The organism is Stygiolobus sp. CP859M (assembly GCF_037389975.1).
GTDB lineage: Archaea > Thermoproteota > Thermoprotei_A > Sulfolobales > Sulfolobaceae > Stygiolobus.
Genome location: NZ_JBBHKS010000024.1, coordinates 73,008 through 91,442, shown reverse-complemented (window position 1 = coordinate 91,442; position 18,435 = coordinate 73,008). Strand labels below are relative to the sequence as shown.

General features: G+C 35.3%; 22 protein-coding genes and 2 tRNA genes. 16 read left to right on the top strand and 8 right to left on the bottom strand.

Annotation, left to right across the window (positions count from 1 at the left end):
* Positions 1-51 precede the first annotated feature (51 nt).
* From lysW/argW to WIW72_RS11820, 9 genes are all read left to right on the top strand, one after another.
* The gene (gene lysW/argW / locus WIW72_RS11860; protein WP_156005030.1) at positions 52-222 is read left to right on the top strand and encodes an alpha-aminoadipate/glutamate carrier protein LysW; all 171 of its coding nucleotides are present in this window, start codon (positions 52-54) and stop codon (positions 220-222) included.
* Positions 219-1,073, top strand: coding sequence for a lysine biosynthesis protein LysX (gene lysX, locus WIW72_RS11855; RefSeq protein ID WP_337699593.1), 855 nt, complete (start codon positions 219-221; stop codon positions 1,071-1,073). Before lysW/argW ends, lysX begins: the two co-directional genes overlap by 4 nt.
* Entirely contained in the window at positions 1,070-2,233 is a 1,164-nt protein-coding gene (gene lysJ, locus WIW72_RS11850; protein ID WP_337699595.1) for a [LysW]-aminoadipate semialdehyde/glutamate semialdehyde transaminase, read from the top strand. The genes lysX and lysJ overlap by 4 nt, the downstream gene beginning before the upstream one ends.
* Positions 2,181-3,227 carry an N-acetyl-lysine deacetylase gene (locus WIW72_RS11845; RefSeq protein ID WP_337721478.1) on the top strand — a complete coding sequence of 349 codons (1,047 nt, stop codon included), beginning with the start codon at positions 2,181-2,183 and terminating at the stop codon, positions 3,225-3,227. The genes lysJ and WIW72_RS11845 overlap by 53 nt, the downstream gene beginning before the upstream one ends.
* Positions 3,209-3,997 (top strand): polyprenyl diphosphate synthase, encoded by a 789-nt coding sequence (gene uppS / locus WIW72_RS11840; RefSeq protein ID WP_337699600.1) that lies wholly within the window; start codon positions 3,209-3,211, stop codon positions 3,995-3,997. The genes WIW72_RS11845 and uppS overlap by 19 nt, the downstream gene beginning before the upstream one ends.
* A gap of 34 nt (positions 3,998-4,031) precedes the next feature.
* Positions 4,032-4,418 (top strand): 30S ribosomal protein S8e, encoded by a 387-nt coding sequence (locus WIW72_RS11835; protein ID WP_337699602.1) that lies wholly within the window; start codon positions 4,032-4,034, stop codon positions 4,416-4,418.
* Positions 4,415-4,696: a signal recognition particle subunit SRP19/SEC65 family protein gene (locus WIW72_RS11830; protein WP_337699604.1), complete on the top strand. Its 282-nt coding sequence runs from the start codon at positions 4,415-4,417 to the stop codon at positions 4,694-4,696. Before WIW72_RS11835 ends, WIW72_RS11830 begins: the two co-directional genes overlap by 4 nt.
* A gap of 122 nt (positions 4,697-4,818) precedes the next feature.
* A tRNA-Lys gene (locus WIW72_RS11825) sits at positions 4,819-4,912 on the top strand.
* A 74-nt stretch (positions 4,913-4,986) separates the two neighbouring features.
* Complete coding sequence (locus WIW72_RS11820; RefSeq protein ID WP_337699606.1) at positions 4,987-5,910, top strand: NAD-dependent epimerase/dehydratase family protein; 924 nt, start codon at positions 4,987-4,989, stop codon at positions 5,908-5,910.
* 220 nt (positions 5,911-6,130) lie between these two features.
* Here WIW72_RS11820 and WIW72_RS11815 read toward each other — a convergent pair.
* From WIW72_RS11815 to WIW72_RS11800, 4 genes are all read right to left on the bottom strand, one after another.
* Positions 6,131-6,230 (bottom strand) — tRNA-Lys (locus WIW72_RS11815).
* Positions 6,231-6,357: 127 nt separating this feature from the next.
* Complete coding sequence (locus WIW72_RS11810) at positions 6,358-6,852, bottom strand: hypothetical protein (protein ID WP_337699608.1); 495 nt, start codon at positions 6,850-6,852, stop codon at positions 6,358-6,360.
* A 12-nt stretch (positions 6,853-6,864) separates the two neighbouring features.
* Positions 6,865-7,479 (bottom strand): hypothetical protein, encoded by a 615-nt coding sequence (locus WIW72_RS11805; RefSeq protein WP_337699610.1) that lies wholly within the window; start codon positions 7,477-7,479, stop codon positions 6,865-6,867.
* Positions 7,480-7,504: 25 nt separating this feature from the next.
* Entirely contained in the window at positions 7,505-8,509 is a 1,005-nt protein-coding gene (locus tag WIW72_RS11800; RefSeq protein WP_337699612.1) for an acryloyl-coenzyme A reductase, read from the bottom strand.
* Positions 8,510-8,723: 214 nt separating this feature from the next.
* Between WIW72_RS11800 and WIW72_RS11795 the strand changes: the two genes are divergently transcribed.
* The 5 genes from WIW72_RS11795 to WIW72_RS11775 are packed head-to-tail and all read left to right on the top strand — an operon-like array spanning position 8,724 to position 13,358.
* A complete protein-coding gene (locus tag WIW72_RS11795) occupies positions 8,724-9,908 on the top strand; it encodes an amidase (protein WP_337699614.1) in 1,185 nt (394 codons plus the stop codon).
* 49 nt (positions 9,909-9,957) lie between these two features.
* Entirely contained in the window at positions 9,958-10,575 is a 618-nt protein-coding gene (gene psmB, locus WIW72_RS11790; protein ID WP_337700050.1) for an archaeal proteasome endopeptidase complex subunit beta, read from the top strand.
* A gap of 30 nt (positions 10,576-10,605) precedes the next feature.
* The gene (locus tag WIW72_RS11785; protein WP_337699616.1) at positions 10,606-11,055 is read left to right on the top strand and encodes a YbhB/YbcL family Raf kinase inhibitor-like protein; all 450 of its coding nucleotides are present in this window, start codon (positions 10,606-10,608) and stop codon (positions 11,053-11,055) included.
* A gap of 5 nt (positions 11,056-11,060) precedes the next feature.
* Positions 11,061-12,038, top strand: coding sequence for a replication factor C small subunit (locus tag WIW72_RS11780; RefSeq protein WP_337699618.1), 978 nt, complete (start codon positions 11,061-11,063; stop codon positions 12,036-12,038).
* Positions 12,039-13,358, top strand: coding sequence for a replication factor C large subunit (locus tag WIW72_RS11775; protein ID WP_337699620.1), 1,320 nt, complete (start codon positions 12,039-12,041; stop codon positions 13,356-13,358).
* Here the strand turns inward: WIW72_RS11775 and moaC are convergent.
* Genes moaC through WIW72_RS11760 form a run of 4 tightly spaced genes read right to left on the bottom strand, consistent with a single transcriptional unit; the run spans position 13,330 to position 15,825 of the window.
* Complete coding sequence (moaC, locus tag WIW72_RS11770) at positions 13,330-13,788, bottom strand: cyclic pyranopterin monophosphate synthase MoaC (RefSeq protein ID WP_337699622.1); 459 nt, start codon at positions 13,786-13,788, stop codon at positions 13,330-13,332. The two genes, WIW72_RS11775 and moaC, sit on opposite strands and share 29 nt — an antisense overlap.
* Complete coding sequence (locus tag WIW72_RS13300; protein ID WP_443295078.1) at positions 13,785-13,997, bottom strand: hypothetical protein; 213 nt, start codon at positions 13,995-13,997, stop codon at positions 13,785-13,787. Before WIW72_RS13300 ends, moaC begins: the two co-directional genes overlap by 4 nt.
* Before the next feature lie 26 nt (positions 13,998-14,023).
* On the bottom strand, positions 14,024-15,274 hold the full coding sequence (locus tag WIW72_RS11765; protein ID WP_337699623.1) for an ORC1-type DNA replication protein: 1,251 nt from the start codon (positions 15,272-15,274) through the stop codon (positions 14,024-14,026).
* Between the two features lie 56 nt (positions 15,275-15,330).
* Positions 15,331-15,825, bottom strand: coding sequence for a THUMP domain-containing protein (locus WIW72_RS11760; RefSeq protein WP_337699625.1), 495 nt, complete (start codon positions 15,823-15,825; stop codon positions 15,331-15,333).
* Between the two features lie 20 nt (positions 15,826-15,845).
* On the opposite strand from WIW72_RS11760, the gene WIW72_RS11755 reads away from it, so the two are divergent.
* Together WIW72_RS11755 and mcm are read left to right on the top strand one after the other, a co-directional pair.
* Positions 15,846-16,382, top strand: a complete 537-nt coding sequence (locus WIW72_RS11755) for a hypothetical protein (protein ID WP_337699627.1) — start codon at positions 15,846-15,848, stop codon at positions 16,380-16,382.
* The gene (gene mcm / locus WIW72_RS11750) at positions 16,372-18,423 is read left to right on the top strand and encodes a minichromosome maintenance protein MCM (protein ID WP_337699630.1); all 2,052 of its coding nucleotides are present in this window, start codon (positions 16,372-16,374) and stop codon (positions 18,421-18,423) included. Before WIW72_RS11755 ends, mcm begins: the two co-directional genes overlap by 11 nt.
* The last annotated feature ends 12 nt before the right edge of the window (positions 18,424-18,435 follow it).

Sequence of the window (18,435 nt, the reverse complement as noted above, 5' to 3'; positions counted from 1 at the left end):
TATCATAAAAACTTATCAACTTCTAACTCATATGGAATAGCTTGATCACAAATGGTAACCGCAAAATGTCCCATATGCGGTAATCCAGTTGAAATACCAGATGATGCATTGCCTGGAGAAATAATAGAGCATGAGTGCGGTGCACAATTAGAGGTATTTAACGATAACGGTAGGCTATCAGTAAGACTAGCTGAGCAAGTAGGAGAGGATTGGGGAGAGTGATTTTAGGAGTATCATATGATCTATTGAGATGGGAAGAGAAAAACTTAATAGAGGAAGCAAAGAAAATAGGGCATAATATAATCCCTCTTTTTACTAAGGATTTCTATTCTTTCTTTGGTGTTTCATCTAGTTTAAATCTTGATACAGACGTCATAATTCAGAGAAACACTAGTCATTCTAGAGCTCTACTTACATCCTTAATCTTTGAGGGATATAATTACAAAGTAGTTAACGATTCAACTACATTAATAAGGTGCGAGAACAAGCTCTACACACTAGCCTTGCTAAATAAACATGGTATAAACGTTCCAAGGACCTTTGTAAGTTTTTCTAGAGAAAAAACACTTGAACTAGCTGATAAACTCGGATATCCTGTCGTAGTTAAGCCGATAGAGGGAAGCTGGGGTAGAATGATTGCTAAAGCAAATGATAAAGATATTCTTATGAGTTTATTAGAATATCAAGAATATACGACTTCACAATACCGTTACGCATACTTCGTTCAAGAATTTGTCAATAAACCTAATAGGGATATCAGAATCTTCGTAATAGGAGATGAAGCTCCCGTAGGAATATATAGGATAAACGAGAAAAATTGGAAGACAAACACAGCCTTGGGAGCAAGAGCTGAACCTCTAAAAATCGATGACGAATTACAAGATTTAGCACTAAAGGTAAAGGAAGTGATAGGTGGGTTTTTCCTCGGTATAGATATTTTTGAAGATAAAGAAAGAGGATATATCGTCAACGAGGTAAACGGAGTTCCAGAATATAAAAATACGGTTCGTGTAAATAACTTCAATGTATCACAATATCTAATTAAGAAAATATCGGAATGGGTGAGAAAATGAAATTAATACAATTATATGGAGATAGAGGATTAAAAATAGTTAAAGGAGAAGGTCAATACGTTTGGGATGAGTATGGTAGAAGATATTTAGATATGCATACTGGAATAGGAGTAGCATTTCTCGGACATAGAAACAAAACCGTGATTCATTATTTAAATAGGCAAATGAATGAGATAATCACCTTATCTAATTCTTTTTCAACACCAATTAGAGACGAGATGCTTGATGCTTTAGATAAAGTGAAACCCAGTACTATGGATAACGTTATACTACTTAACAGTGGTACAGAAGCTGTCGAAACCGCATTAAAGACTGCAAGAAAGATAACTGGAAGGAAAAAGATAGTTGCGTTTAAGAACGCCTTTCACGGAAGGACATCAGGTGCTCTTTCTGTTACTTGGAACAAGAGGTATAGAGAACCTTTTGAACCATTAGTTTCACCAGTAGAGTTTCTAAATTTTAACGATATTAACGACTTGTCAAAAATAGATAACAATACGGCTGCAGTTATAGTAGAGCCTGTCCAAGGAGAGAGCGGGGTTATTCCTGCAAAGGAAGAATTCATGAAAGCCTTAAGAGAAACCACTGAAAAAGTCGGAGCTTTATTAATTGTAGATGAAGTACAAGCTGGTTTTGGTAGAACAGGGAAAATATGGGCTTATCAACATTACGGCATAACACCAGATCTCGTTACAGCAGGTAAGGCAATTGGTGGTGGATTTCCAGTTAGCGCGTTATTTCTACCAGATTGGATTGCTAATAAGCTAGAGGAAGGTGATCACGGAAGTACTTACGGAGGAAATCCTATGGCAATGGCTGCCGTAACTGCTGCAAGTAAAGTATTACATGAAGAGAAAGTTCATGAACAGGCATATCACAAAGGAGAGCTGTTTATGAAAATCCTAAGAGACAAGTTGGGGGATTTAAAGTCAGTTAGAGAGATTAGGGGGAAAGGACTTATGATCGGTATAGACACAAGGTTTCCACCATCCATCACTTTAAAAGTAGCACAAGAGAGTGGAGTATTAGTATTAAAAGCAGGAGCTACAGTAATAAGATTATTACCACCTTATGTGATTACTCAAGAGGATATGGAGGAAGCTGCAAATGCAATTAGGCAGGGATTACTTAAAACAGAAAGCCAAAGAGTATCTCCTTGAATTATTAAGTTCATATACCCCTTCTGGGGAAGAGGAAAAGGCTCTTCCCTTCTTTGAGAAGGTTTCACAAGAGCTAAATTTAAATTTAAAGTTTACTCCTTCTAAATCTTATTACTTAGGTAGTGAGAGTTCAAAGATTTTATTGGTGTCTCATATAGATACAGTCCCTGGCTTTATTGAACCTAAAGAGGAAAATCAAGTAATATACGGTAGGGGGGCAATAGACGATAAGGGTCCTTTGGTGGCGATGTTGTTAGCTACTTATATATTAAACGAAAAAGGATATAATGTAAGCTTCGCCGCATTGTCTGACGAAGAGAATAAAAGTAAGGGGGCTAGAGAACTAGTTAACAGTGGTAAAAAATACGATTATATTATAGTGGGTGAGCCATCTAACACTACTGGAATTGTTGTGGAATACAGAGGAGTTTTGCATGTAGATATAAGGTGTAAGGGGGTATCAGAACACTCTTCCTCTGCTACCTCTAACCTAATAGTAGACATGGCAAATAGACTATTACAAGTAACTAAGTTCCCTAAATCTTACGAAGCTCCTTCTATTATACCAACTATATTTACGGCAGGTGAATATATTAATAAAAGTCCATCTAGTGGGCTGATTCATTTCGACATTAGGTATTCAGTAAAATCCTCAAAGCAGGAGATTATACTTAATCTTAAAGATGTATATAAAGACTGCGAGGTCGCAGTAGTAGAAGACGTTCCCCCTGTAAAAGTCGATATTAATTCAGATTTAGTCAAAGTGATTATGAGAGGGTTAATAAAACAAGGGCTTAAGCCTTCATTAGTGAGGAAATACGGTACCAGTGACATGAACATCTTGTATAAAATTTCGAATCAGATTGTTGATTACGGTCCGGGTGACTCAAGACTTGAGCACACTGATCAAGAGCGTATATCTTTGGAAGAAATATTTATATCAATAAATACTTATGTATCAGCGATAGAAGAATTATGCTCAAAGAAAGATTGAAAAATTTTCTACTTTTACCAATTTATAAAATATATGAATATGTACTATGGAAAGAGATAAAAAACGGCCCCTTTCCAAACCACGTCGGTATAATACCAGATGGAAACAGAAGATGGGCGAGAACAAACAGTCTTTCAATTAATGATGCATATGAAAATGGTTACAAAAAACTTAGGGAAGTACTTATATGGTTATTAGATATGGGTGTTAAAAATATCACAGTTTTCGCTTTATCAACAGAAAACTGTGACAAGCGAAGTAATCTTGAACTTTCTATTATATTTAAATATATAAAAGCTGGCCTAGAAGAATTACTTGAAGGAGACATTATATATAAGTATGAAGTAAAAGTAAGAGCTATAGGAAAATTAGAGAAAACACCAGAAGAAATTAAAGATTTAATAAACGAACTAAGAAAAAGAACGGAAACATATAATAAACGGAAGCTAACCTTGGCAATATGTTATGGTGGTCGACAAGAGATCTTAGATGCAGTAAAAAAGATCTTAGAAGACAATAAGCTTGGAAAAATAAACTCAGAACATGTAAACGAAGAGACCTTTAAGAATTATTTATATGACAGTGAGTTAGATGATATTGATTTAGTTATACGATCCTCAGGTGAGATTAGGATAAGTAATTTCTTATTATGGCATATTGCTTACTCTGAACTATTTTTCGTTGAAGCTTATTGGCCTGACTTTAGGAAGATTGATCTATGGAGGGCAATTAGATCGTATCAAAGAAGGAAGAGGAATTTCGGAGCTTAAACTTTATATTTGACATATTTTAATAAATCACCACATGGGATATTTCCAAGGCAATGATCTTCGAAAGATAACTGGCGGACTAAAGCATAAGCATAGAGACAAGAGGAAATTTGAACTAGGTTCACCTCCAACAGAAACTAAGTTAAGCGATAAGGATGTAAGAGTAAAAGAAAGGGTGATGGGAGGAAACATTAAAGTCAGGTTAGCATATGCGTCTTATGTTAATATACTTGATCCTCAGACTAAAAAAGTCAAGAAAGCGAAGATCTTAAACGTGATAGAAACCCCTGCTAATAGAGAGTATGCTAGAAGAGGGATAATTGTAAAGGGTAGCATAATACAGACAGAGCTCGGGAAGGCTAAAGTGACTTCTAGACCTGGACAAGACGGAGTTATAAATGCGGTGTTAATCAAAGAATGAGTTTAAGAGATTATGAAGGTAATAAAGTAGCAATATGGTTGGCTTATTTTCTAGCTCCAAGCAGAAGAAAAGGTAGAAAAATAAGAAAACTATCTAATAAAAAGATAGATCTTAATACAATCTATGAGATAACCAAAAGGTTAGAATTAGAACCGGAAATTTTTCAAGATAAGATCCATCCTGCGTCAGGTATAGTTGGCTTAATCATGGTAAAGAAAAAACATGGAAAATACAAACTAATTAAACTAATAGTTGATGAAATTAATAAATTGAAATAAATATTTGAAAAATTGTAAAACAATTTTGAACATTGTTTTAAGTGTCAAAATATTTCTCGTAGAATTTTACATCAGTAGTTCAAGTAAATCTTTTATACTTTCTTTTATGTTTGTTTTTTGCTGGGCCCGTAGCTCAGCCAGGTAGAGCGGCGGGCTTTTAACCGTGGGTCGCGGGAAGCGACCCGTAGGTCCCGGGTTCAAATCCCGGCGGGCCCGCGCTATTTATTTTCAAAGATAATCAAGTAAGATTAATTTATATAAATGCACTAAATCTTAGATTAGCTAATAAAATGAGTTATGTAATTACCGGTGGAGCAGGATATATAGGCAGTCATTTGGTAGATGCGTTAACGAAATTATATAACGACATCGTAGTAATTGATGACTTTTCCAATGGTAATTATGTGAATAAGAAGGCTAAGTACCTCAATATCGACTTAAGAGATAGTTCAACTTCTAGTTTAAAAATACAAGCTGGAAGCATACTTTACCATTTGGCTGCAAATCCAGATGTTAGGACGTCTATGATTAATTCCTACGAGCATTTTAGTAGAGATGTAATTGCAACATTTAACGTGCTCGAAATGGCAAGGCGCAATGACGTCAGTTTATTAGTATTTGCCTCTTCATCCACAGTTTATGGAGAGACAGACAAAATACCTACACCTGAAAATGCGGAACTAAAGCCTATTTCTAATTACGGTGTATTCAAACTTTTAGGAGAGCATTTGCTTGAATATTATTCTAGAGTCTACGGAATAAAAGGTATATCTATTAGATTGGCGAATGTAACGGGGGGTAGGGTGTCTCATGGTGTTATAAAGGATTTTGTAGAAAAATTAAGAAAAAATCCATACAAATTAGAAATATTGGGGAATGGTAAGCAGAGGAAAAGTTACATATATATAACTGATGTAATAGACGCATTTCTAACTCTGGAAAAAAAGTTTAACGGTCTATATGATGCATTTAATGTAGGTAATGAAGATTGGATAACTGTGGACGAAATTGCGAAAATAGTAGAAGAGGAGATGAATCTGACTCCAGTACACGAATATATAGATAAAGGAGAGGGTAGAGGCTGGGTTGGTGATGTCAGATTTATGCTACTTGACATTAGTAAGATAAAACAGTTAGGATGGAAGCCTAATTATTCATCAGCTCAAGCAGTTAGATTAGCAGTGAGGGATCTGATCTATGGATATAAGTTATAAACTTAAAATAAGGATGCTGGGCTTGTTTCTATTTGTATTTTCTCTATCCATTGTATTCTTATCATTTTTAGTTATTTTTCTAGGGTTTAAAATAAACTTAGGCGGGTTTAATATCTCACCTATTTTTATAAAAATCATAAATTTTGGGATAATTCTAGTCATATTCGGCTACTTGGCGTACGTGGGTTTCATAATATTTTTAAGTAGAAAATAAATAGCGCGGGCCCGCCGGGATTTGAACCCGGGACCTACGGGTATCTCCCTCTACCTGGCTCTTTTCGTTAAGAGCCCGCCGCTCCACCTGGCTGAGCTACGGGCCCAGCAAAAAACAAACATAAAAGAAAGTATAAAAAGTAAACGCTATTACATTACCCTTTTCTAACATAATTTTCTCCTATCTAAGATAATATGTTCGAATAACTAAAAGTATCTATTAAAGCCATTCTCTCATTTGTTCTTTCTATGTCCTTTAATTGCCCCTAATACGGATTCCACAGCTTTATCTTCATCAGTACCTAAAAATTCCGCATAGATTACACCATCTACCATCACTACAAATCCGCTACCTAGTAATGTACTTACATATCCATAGCAATCCTCACAGTAACCTCTAAGTATCTTTTTGACTCCTAAATCTAGCCATAGATATATAACTCCTGATCTTTCCTTGCTTTTAGTATTACCACTAAAAAGATATATTCTTCTTGATAACTCGTACATTGCTAGCTTAAGCAAATCTTCGGGGTTTAATCCCTTTTCTCTAAGTGTTTTAGGTAGCAAATATTCACTTTCGGCTTCTATCTTAGCTTCTTTAATTAGAATTCTTAAATTAGGGATTTCCTCTTTTAACAAATTCATACACTCCTTTGCGTCTTCCTCGGCTTCCTTTGAATCTCCTACCCATAACATCACTATAGCCTTATTTAGATTCTTACAATTCATATTCTCTCACTCTTACTGAGGTGTGATGAATATGAAAGATTCTTTTAGAGTTTCTTTATCTCTAGTTAACAATGATATTAAGCCATAATTATCTGGATATCTGACCAATTCTAAGTTGAGTATACTTTTCCAAATTTTATCCACTACATAATAAGACCTAGGGCTCATAGCTGCTCTAACATTTATAAATAATAGTCCACTCTCCGTCTCTAGTTCTTTAGCTAATTTCAATTCTTTTTCAAGATCTATAAGGGCATCCGCTATCGTCCCTAAATATTTCACAGTTCTAAAAGGCAATATATTTTCGATCTTTACGTCATATAGTGTATGTAGAGTAGCAAATGTGATAGTCTCACTTAGTACTATGGATATATCGCCAGACAAGTACTTGTAACCTTTAAGCCCATAAAGGTAAGAATAAGAATTCTCGAGTACGTTATCTACTAATTTACTTGTGAATATAGAATAGATAAAAAGTGTTTTTTCATCTATATCTAAATCAATCACATCCGAATTGCGGACTGCTTCGTAAATATATTCTGAAATCTGTTTAGTCTGATCGATTTCCTCCTTTTCATGGGGGATTAAGCTAGACGGTACTTTAATTGATGAAAATTTTATCTCCACATTGTAGATTATACTATAATACCATTTATGGTTTTACTAGTACTTTACCGATTTTGTTTTTATCTTTTATCATCTGATATCCTTTATCGATCTCCTCTAACGAGACAGTACCTGCTATAACTGGCTTAATCTTATCTTCAGCGTCTAATTTCAGAGTTTGCTCCGCATCATATTTAGTTGCAGACGCATGTCCTACTATTTTTATATCCTTTAAAATTACGTAGCCTAATCTTAGATTATAGGATTGTGTTGGATCTACGTTTCCTATTTGGACTATTCTACCACCCATCCAAAGCGACTTCAAGCTTTCATCAAAAGTTGGAGTTCCTACTGTATCTATTACTAATGTTACATCGCCTATTTTTTTGGCTTCATCAGCGAATTTTGTTCCTACAATTATATAGTCTGCATATTGTTTTATTATCTTCGCTTTTTCCTCAGATGTTGTAACGCCGATTACCTTAGCCCCCAGAGCCTTAGCCACTTGGATTGCGTGAATGCCTACTCCGCCGCTAGCCCCAGTTACTAATACATATTCTCCATTCCTTATGCCACCAGCCCTTCTGATTCCCCTATATATCATTCCAGTAACACAAGGTACTAGCACAGCGTTTTCGTCACTAACGTTTTTAGGTACTTTTACTAGACTCGTTACTTTTATTTTAGCCTTTTCTGCGAAAAATCCGTCTAGTTCCTCTGAGTATCCTAACCTATGGTGGCAATAAGCCTCCTCTCCTATTCTACAATACTCGCATGTACCATCAGGAGCGTATAGAAGAGAAATTACTTTGTCACCAACTTCGAATCCCTCTACATTTTCTCCTTTTTCTTCTATGGTTCCTACCACTTCATGCCCTAGAATTACTGGGTATTTCATTCTCGGGTAGAATCCTTGAAGTTGAAGTAGATCTCTATAACATAATGCAGCTCTATCGACTCTTATTACCACTTCGTCTTTGTCGGGCTTAGGATCTGGTACCTCTTGTAACTTGTAACCTTGTTTTGGACCTGGAACAACGATAGCCTTCATGATAAGTTTAAATTGTACAAACAATATAAATATTTAGCTACCACATAAAGATTAATTTATTAAATGTAATGAAATAAAAATTAGTAAGTGAATAATAAACAATAAATTTTCAACATAAAATTTTTAAAATATCACAGCGGAAATTATTAAGTGTATATTATGAAGAATAATAGCGAGATCGAACTCCCAGAACCGTTATTTTGCGTGACCAAAGATGAGTTTAGAAAGCTTAAATTCAAAGTACAATATCTTTATTACGCTGCAAAGGGTCAAGGGTAAGGAGAGAGGTAAACTAAGCGGGCTTAAATTTGCAATAAAAGATATAATAAATGTTCAAGGTTTACCTACTACTGCAGGTTCAAGGTTTTTTAAACATATACCTACAAAAAACGCCTCAATAACACAGAAAATTTCAGATGAAGGAGGAGAAATAGTAGGGAAGTCAAACACACATGAATTCGCTATGGGTGCAACTAACACATCATCGGTCATTGGCCCTGCTAAAAACCCTATAGATCCTGAAAGAATTTCAGGAGGATCTAGTGGTGGTTCTGCGGTAGCCGTAGCATTAGGTTTAGCTGACGTAGGCGTAGGAACAGATACGGGTGGGTCTATTAGAATTCCGGCATCCCTTTGTGGTGTTATAGGGTATAAGCCTACAACTGGCTTAATTCCGACTGACGGGGTTATTCCCTTCAGTTGGACTTTTGATACTATAGGTTTTCTAGTTAGAGATATGAAAGTTCTCTATAAGGTTTTAGATTCAGTAGTTGAGGATAAACTACCTTTTACGTATCAAGCAAAGAGAAAGCCCAGATTGGGTATGTTTCTATTTGGAGAAGATCAAGCATCTAAGACTCTTCTAAGATTTATAAATAAATTATCCAGTTATTATGACATAGTCGATATTGATAGTCAAATCGTTAGAAAATATTCTCCTTATGTGAGGAAAGTGATAGCTCTCTCAGAAGCTTATTCTTATCACAAGAACTGGTTTAATCAAAATAAGAATAGATACTTTGACGATGTCAAAAAATTACTGGAGATGGGGAGCGTAATCCCCGGGTATGAGTATGTTGATGCTATGAGAATAAGAAGGATTATAATAGAAGAATATATTAAAATGTTTAACAAGGTTGACGTTTTGATCTCGCCTACCACGAAAGCTTCTGCACCTAAGATATCGGACGTAGTAGGACGAGAACTAGAATATAGGGATATTTTGGTTAGTAATACAGAAATCTTTAACGTTGTGGGAGCTCCATCAATATCTATACCAGTTGAAAGAATTAATGGATTACCTATAGGTTTAATGATTAGCGGTTTACCTTATGAAGACGGCGTAGTGCTTGATATCGCTGAACGTATTTTAGGCATTGTTGGATTTATTAGTAACTGATAGGTGAATAAAATTAGGGTTTTGTGAAATGAGTAGATTGCCTCAGAATATCGATATTCATAACAAAATCTTGAAAGGAACTACAACAGTAGGTATAAAGACTAAAGATGGAGTTGTCCTAGCTGCAGATAGAAGGGCTAGCGCAGGTTTTTATGTTGCACATAAGTACGTTAGGAAGGTCTTATATATATCTGACAATATTGGAATTACAACAGCTGGAAGTGTAGCTGACTTACAATATATTTACAATATATTGAAAAATCTGTACCATTACAACAAAATAACAAGCGTTAGGCCTATTACTGTTAAGGCTTTAGCTACATACTTAGCTACCTTACTATCAACGTCTAAGTATTTTCCGTACTTAGTTCAAATACTTATAGGAGGGGTTGACGACAAGCCTAGGCTATATAACCTTGACTATCTAGGCGATTTCATAGAAGAAGATTATACGGCTACGGGATCTGGCTCCGTAGAGGCCATTGGTGTTATAGAAGATAGTTATAGGCAAGATCTCACTTTAGATGAAGCAGCTGAACTGGCTAAAAGGGCTATATTCTCGTCGTTAAAAAGAGATCCTTATACCGGTACTGGTGTAATTGTTGCAAAAATAACTAAGCAAGGGCATCAGGAGCAAGAATTTTACTTAAACAAGAAGCAGAGTTAGTGTTTTATTTTTGCACTTGTAATTCTCTATATGAACGTCAAAAGTGGTTCATTTAAAAATGAAGATATGATTCCTCAAGAATATACTTGTGACGGCTCTGATATTTCTCCTGATCTAGAATGGGATAATGTAACTAGTGCAAAAAGTTATGCTATAATAGTGGAAGATCCAGATGCTCCAGGAGGAACTTTTATACACTGGGTGATTTATAATATTAAGGATAATAAATTACCTAAGAACATACCAAAAGTGATAAAGTTTTCTTCCACGATTCAAGGGGTAAATGATTTTGGTCGTGTTGGATATGGAGGTCCTTGTCCGCCCAGGACACATCCTCCACATAGATATTACTTCAACGTTTACGCTTTAGATGTGGAGCTACCCGAGAAGCACGGGGTTACTGCTGATGAATTAAAAAGTATGATGGAAGGACACATAATTGATAAAGGGGTTATAATGGGCAAGTATAAAAGAAGGTGAAATAAATGCAAGAGGAAGAAGTGCTTTGGGCTGAAAAATATAGACCTAGAACATTAGACGACATAGTAAATCAAAAAGATATAGTAGAGAGATTAAAGAAATTTGTAAAAGAAAAAAACATGCCGCACTTGTTATTCTCCGGACCACCTGGGACTGGAAAAACCACAGCTGCATTAGCTCTTGTGCATGATCTATATGGTGATAATTATAGGCAATACTTCTTAGAACTTAACGCAAGCGATGAAAGAGGTATTGACGTTATAAGAAATAAGGTAAAGGAGTTCGCTAGAACTATTGTAGCTGGGGAAATTCCATTTAAGGTTGTCTTACTTGATGAGGCGGATAATATGACTGCAGACGCACAACAAGCGCTAAGAAGAACAATGGAGTTATATACAGAAACTACTAGGTTTATACTAGCATGTAACTATCTGAGCAAAATAATTGAACCGATACAGTCACGGACGGCTTTATTTAGATTTTATCCATTGAAAAGAGAGGACGTAGTAAGCAGGCTAATGTACATAGCGAAGAGCGAGAAAGTAGATGTTGAACAGAAGGCTTTAGAAACTATCTATGATATTACTCTTGGTGATATGAGAAAATCTATCAATATTCTTCAAGCTGCTTCCGCTTACGGAAAAGTGACTGTAGAAGCTGTGTATAAAGTTTTGGGATTAGCACAACCTAAGGAAGTTAGGGAAATGTTAAATTTAGCTCTACAAGGAAAGTTCATGCAAGCCAGAGAGAAACTAAGGAACTTGTTAGTAAATTATGGGCTATCTGGAGAGGACATTATTAAGCAGATTCACAGAGAGCTAACTGGTAATGAAATAAACATACCTGATGAGTTAAAGGTAGTTCTAGTAGATTACGCTGGTGAGGTAGAATTTAGAATTATAGAGGGAGCAGACGATGAAATTCAATTGAATGCGTTTCTAGCTAAAATGGCGTTATATGCTCAGAAGTACGGTGGTTCATAATTGCCCTTACAGTGGTTTTTAAAATATAGACCTAAATCTATACAAGATGTAGAGAATCAGGAAGATGCAAAGAAGGAAATTAAGGAATGGATCGAAAGTTGGTTAAACAGTAAAAACCCTACTTCGAAAGCTATCTTACTTTATGGGCCTCCAGGTGTAGGTAAAACGACAATAGCGGAGGCCTTAGCTAGAGATTACAAACTCGAATTAATAGAAATGAATGCAAGTGATACAAGAAACATCATGCAAATAAGGAGTATAGCCGAACAAGCAGCCACTACTGGTTCTTTATTCGGTGTAAGAGGTAAGCTTATACTTTTGGATGAAGCTGACGGAATTAGTTCTAGAGAAGATGCTGGCGCAATAGACGCGATTTTAGAGTTAATTCAAAAGACAAAATATCCTATAATTCTAACTGCTAATGATCCGTGGGATCCGTCACTAAGGCCTCTTAGGAACGCTGTAAAGATGATTGAGCTGAAGAGACTTACTAAGTATCCCATGAGGAGGATTTTAAAAAAGATTTGTGACGCGGAAAAAATTCAATGTAGTGATGATGCACTAGACTACATCGTAGAACAAAGTGAAGGAGATGCAAGATACGCAATAAATATGTTACAAGGAGTAGCTGAAGGTTACGGTAAAGTAACAGCCGAAACTGTAAAAGAATTAGTAAGGAAGAAGGATAGAGAACTTGATCCCTTTGAAGCACTTAGAGATATATTTTGGGCTAAATATTATTGGCAAGCTAAGAACGCCGCTACTAGTACTCAAATTGATTATGAGCTCCTCATGAGATGGTTAGATGAAAACATTCCTTTACAGTATGAGGCTTTAGAAGACATATGGAGAGCTTATGACGCTCTTAGTAGAGCGTCTATATTTTTAAGTAGAGCTAAGAAAGGTGAATGGGATCTTTTATCTTATGTCTTTGATTTGATGGGCCCTGGAGTAGCTTTTGCATCTTTAGAAAAGAAGAAACCTACTTATAAGGCTAAATGGGTTAAGTATCAGTTTCCACAATATATCCAGTTATTAGCTAAAAGCAAGGAAAACAGGGAGAATCTAGATAACCTACTTAGAAAGATATCAAATCATCTACATAATTCTTCAACAAAAACATTAGAAGGAATCTTACCTTATTTAGTTCAATATTACAAGAAGTATAAGGATAAGATAGATAAAGAACTAGAACTTACAGAGGGAGAAAAGAAGATTATCCTGACTTTATCGGGCGAGAAACCTAGTGAAGAAAGTGAGGCTTCAGGATCAAAAGCGGGTAAAACAGGGACTAGGAGGTATTATCGTCGTAGATCTTAGTCTTTCTAATAACCCTGATATGAGATATTTGAGTTTCTGGATATTGGCCTTGAGAATCTTTTTCATATTTCTTGACCATATCCCATATAGTTAATAATGCTACCGAGGTAGCTGTAAGAGCTTCCATTTCTACCCCAGTCTTATAATTGGCTTTTACGGTTGTAATTACTCTTAGTCCTTCGTCTTCTATCTTTATGTCAATATCTACAAATTCTAGCGGGACAGGATGACACATGGGGATTAATTCAGGAGTCTTCTTGGCAGCTAGAAAGCCGGCAACTTTAGCGGTATTGATTACGTCTCCCTTTTCCACTTTACTATCTCTTATTAGAGAAAGTGTCTCCTTCTTAAGTTTTATAAAACCCTCTGCTATAGCTTCCCTTAAGATTACGTCTTTCTTAGAAATGTCTACTATTTTTGCTTCTGTCATATATTTTCCAATTCCTCAAACAAGTTTTTTAATATTATCACTTTTGGGTTTGAGTAGTTCAGTCTAATTATTTTAGACTTATCACCCTTTATTATCTCAACGATGTGTTTGTCTTCAAGCAATTCTAAATCTTTTTCTAGTTTTTTATAATTAATTCTAGTTTTTTTATACAGCTTACTTATGCTTGTTTCTTCTTCCTTGAATAAGATAAAGAGTATTCTTATAATTTCTGAATTTAGGAGTTCACTTGTGATTTCTGTAACCTCCTTTTTATTTCCTGATCCAGAAGGTTTTCTAACTCTACTGAGACTGGAACTGGTAAGGATATAAGTGTAGTTCTTCCTCTCATTCCTTTACCACTGTGTCGAGTTATTATTAGTCCCATTAGCTTTAGCCTCCTAATATATTCGAATAACTGTGTATGTCTTCTGGGTTCTTCACCCAATAAAGAGCTTATATTTCTGTACTCTTCTTCTACTTTTCCCATAGAGAAGAAGTCCTCTTCATATTTTTTATGTAAAGACGAGATTGCTTTTAGTAAAAGTAAGTAATGTAAGTCCAAGTCTCTTATCGTATCTGTGATAATGCTTATTTCTGGGTTAATTTTTGAGTTAGCTTTTTTTGCATGCTCAATTGTTATTATAGGCGAACTTTCGGCGTCCGCTATTCTTCCAGCCAATTCCAATGTTTCTATCGCAAGTCTTGCGTTTCCACTTCCTCCTTTATCCGCTCCGTGAATGTCAGAAATGAACTTGACTGCTTCGTCAGTAACGGCGTTTTGTTTAAATGCTTTTTCATTAACTATTCTGTCTTGTAATATATCATAAAGTTGGAAAGAACTATAAGGTGGAAACTCTATAACGTTCTTAATTATGTGGTCTTTAATGCTCTTATCAAGACTTGAAAGGCTTGTCAGTTCTCTAACTATAAAGATATAGTGAAGTCTTTTTACGTTTACATTTAATTCGTCATATATCCTTACCAAGAAATATATATCTTCCACGGGAGATGTACTAATGAAATAGTCAAATTCATCTAAGGTTAATAGTAGATGTATATTTTTCCTCTCTAAGTAGTCGTAAATTAACTTGAAAGTTTCTTGCGAGGAAAGCCCTCTGTTAGGTAATGGTAACCTTAGACTCTGAGCTATCTCCATTAGCATAAGGTAAAGAGTTCTTTGCCTATGGCAATTAACGTGAACGTAGAATAACCTTATCCCTTTTTTATTTGCAATATCTTGAAGTTCCTTACCGAATTTCTTGGTGGTTACAGTCTTTCCAGTACCGGTTCTACCTACTATTACTGTCCTTATAGAAGTTCCTCCAGGGTTTAATATAAGATCTTTAAACGAAACAGTAAGTTCTTTTATTTGTGTCTCTCTGTGGGGTAAGTTCGCAGGAATGTGTTCTGGATTAAGAACTGATAGATTATTAAACACTGTACTACCTTCAATGGTATTTTCAATCAAGTCTTTGAGGTCAACCAAAACTTTCACCTAAATCTAATTTTCGAGTAATACTATATATTTCATAACTGAGAGAGTTAGCCGAAAGTATTTTTAACATACGAGACTGTAGCTAAATTAGGAATAACGTTAATAACAACTATAAAATCCGGTTTCTTAAAATCAACTTTAGCGTAACCCTTTAGACCTAACCCTATACCTATCTCAATTTGTCTGCAATTTACTTCAATTCCCCTCTTGTGACAATCTACGTAAAACGAAGTCTTCACAATCTTTTTAGCGTTTTCAATAGTCTTCCGAATAATTTCTTCCTCTTGAGTACTCGGAATCATGAAATGGATTGGATATACTTTAGCAATACATGATGGGCGAGCAGAAAATAAAAGTCCATATGCCTCCATTGGGGATAAGCTAGAGTACACTAAAAACACATTTTTTACTACTTCTTCAATCTTAGCATTTATATCTCTAATTAGTATTCTGTTCATGATCTCGATAATACATTTATTTTCCTTGTTCTTTCTAGCAGTTACTAAAAGAACTGGGTTCACAATAGTATACCTTTTAAGCACTACTATACAAACCTTAACTTGTGATTACTACTAAGATAAAAGCTATTAATAGGGTTATGATGCTTACTAAAAAAAAGGTCTTAGTATTAGATGATTGGGGTCCGTATGACAATGGGTTTGAAGAAATTATGCTATCAAAAGGTAGCGAAGATGAGGTATCTACGTGGTTAGGTATAGTATTACAAGAGAGAAACGTTGTTAAAATAACTGATGTGATTAGCATCGATGAACTCGGCAGAATCCTATTCCAAGAGAAGCAAACAATAAATACCCCAGCATCTCTTTCAGCTCTTCCTAAGGACTTTTATCATCGAGTTCAACTTTTAAGGGATGAATTAAAAAGAAAAAATGATTTACAAGCACTAGAGCTACTTAGAAAATTAGACCAAGTGGTAAATGAGATAGTCTCTATCAGAATCAGGAAAATTATGCAGTTAGCATTTCTCAATATTTCAGATGAAAGTTTGATTGATAGAATGACTAATGAAGAATTTTTAGTGTATAAAACAATAAAGAGTGTAATTGAACGCGGAATAGGTGATATAATTGGAAGCTAAACAAGTTGACTATGGAGAATTATTCATAGAATTTATTACTACCTTTAAGGACAACAGAGGTAAATCCTATTTAAATCAAATTAATGAAATAATAGCTTATAGAAAGAAAAGCTTCTATGTAAATTTTGCAGACTTATTCTCTTTTAATCAAGAACTGGCTACTCTCTTAATAACTTCTCCTAAAGAGATCATTCCAATTCTAGAAAGAAAAATTTATGATTACATAATAGAAAAAGATCCGCAATTTCAATACGAAATATCAAATATTCACCTTAGGGTAACAAATATACCTAGAGTCGTAGAACTAAGGAAAATAAGAAGTAATGATATTGGTAAACTTATCGCGATAGAAGGGATCTTAGTAAAGTCTACACCAGTGAAGGAACGACTTAGCAAGGCTGTTTATCAGCATATAAGCCCTGATTGTATGCAAGAATTTTCATGGCCTGATGACGATATGGGTGAAATAATAGAATTACCTTCCACATGTCCAGTATGTGGTAAAGCTGGGCAATTTAGATTAATTGAAGACAAATCAACTTTCATTGATTATCAGAAAGCAGTGGTACAAGAAAGACCAGAAGAAATACCACCTGGACAATTACCAAGACAATTGGAAGTTGTGTTTGAAGACGATTTAGTGGACGTAGCAAGACCAGGTGATAGGGTGAAAATTGTAGGAATTTTAGAGATTAAGAAAGATTCACAAATAAAAAGAGGAAGCAAGTCCGTATTTGATTTCTACCTTAAAGTTAATAGCATCGAGATATCTCAAAAAGTACTAGACGAGGTTAAAATATCCGAAGAAGATGAAAAGAAAATTAAGGAGTTAGCTAAGGATCCATGGATAAGGGAGAAAATAATATCCTCAATAGCCCCATCTATATATGGTCATTGGGAAATAAAAGAATCAATAGCCCTTGCGTTATTTGGAGGTGTTAGTAAACTATTAAATGACGGAACTAGAATAAGAGGCGATATTCACGTTTTAATTATAGGAGATCCAGGTACAGCTAAGTCACAGATATTACAGTTTGCATCAAGGGTCGCACCCAGAGCAGTTTATACTACTGGCAAAGGTTCTACGGCAGCGGGATTAACGGCGACTGTAACCAGAGATAAAAATAGCGGGGATTTTTACTTAGAGGCAGGTGCTTTAGTCCTAGCGGATGGAGGAGTGGCCGTAATTGACGAGATAGACAAAATGAGAGATGATGATAGAGTAGCTATTCATGAGGCTATGGAACAACAAACAGTCTCAATCGCTAAAGCTGGTATTGTAGCAAAGTTAAATGCGAGAGCTACGGTTATTGCTGCAGGTAACCCTAAATTAGGAAGATACATAAAGGAAAGAGGAATATCAGAGAACATTAATCTACCTCCTACGATACTCTCAAGGTTCGACCTGATATTTATCTTGATTGATAACCCTGGGGAATCCGATGTATATCTAGCATCACACATTCTTAATGTTCATGGAAATAGAAACAATACACAAAGTGTAATTGATATAGACTTATTGAAGAAATATATAGCCTATGCTAGGAAGAACGTCTCACCAAAGCTAAGTGAAGAGGCGAAAAAATTATTGCAAGATTTCTTCGTAGAGATGAGACGTAAAAGTGTAGAAAGTGTAGATTCCCCAATTATGATTACACCCCGTCAGTTGGAAGCGTTAATAAGAATATCCGAGGCCTATGCTAAAATGGCGTTGAAAAGTGAGGTAACTAAAGAAGACGCTGAGAGGGCTATTAATATTATGAGAATCTTCTTAGAAAACGTAGGATTAGATGTGGAGTCAGGTAAAATTGATATAGACACTATAATGACTGGTAAGCCTAAGAGTGCAAGAGAGAAAATGGCGAAAATCCTTGAAATAATTGATACGTTATCTATTAATGAGTGTGCTAAGGTTAAAGATATAATTAAAGAAGGTGAAAGCGTCGGTATAGATAAACAAAGCATAGAAAAACTAATTACGGATATGAGAAAGCAGGGCTTAATATATGAATCAAGACCTGAGTGCTACAGAAAAGTTTGATTCAAAAACAAG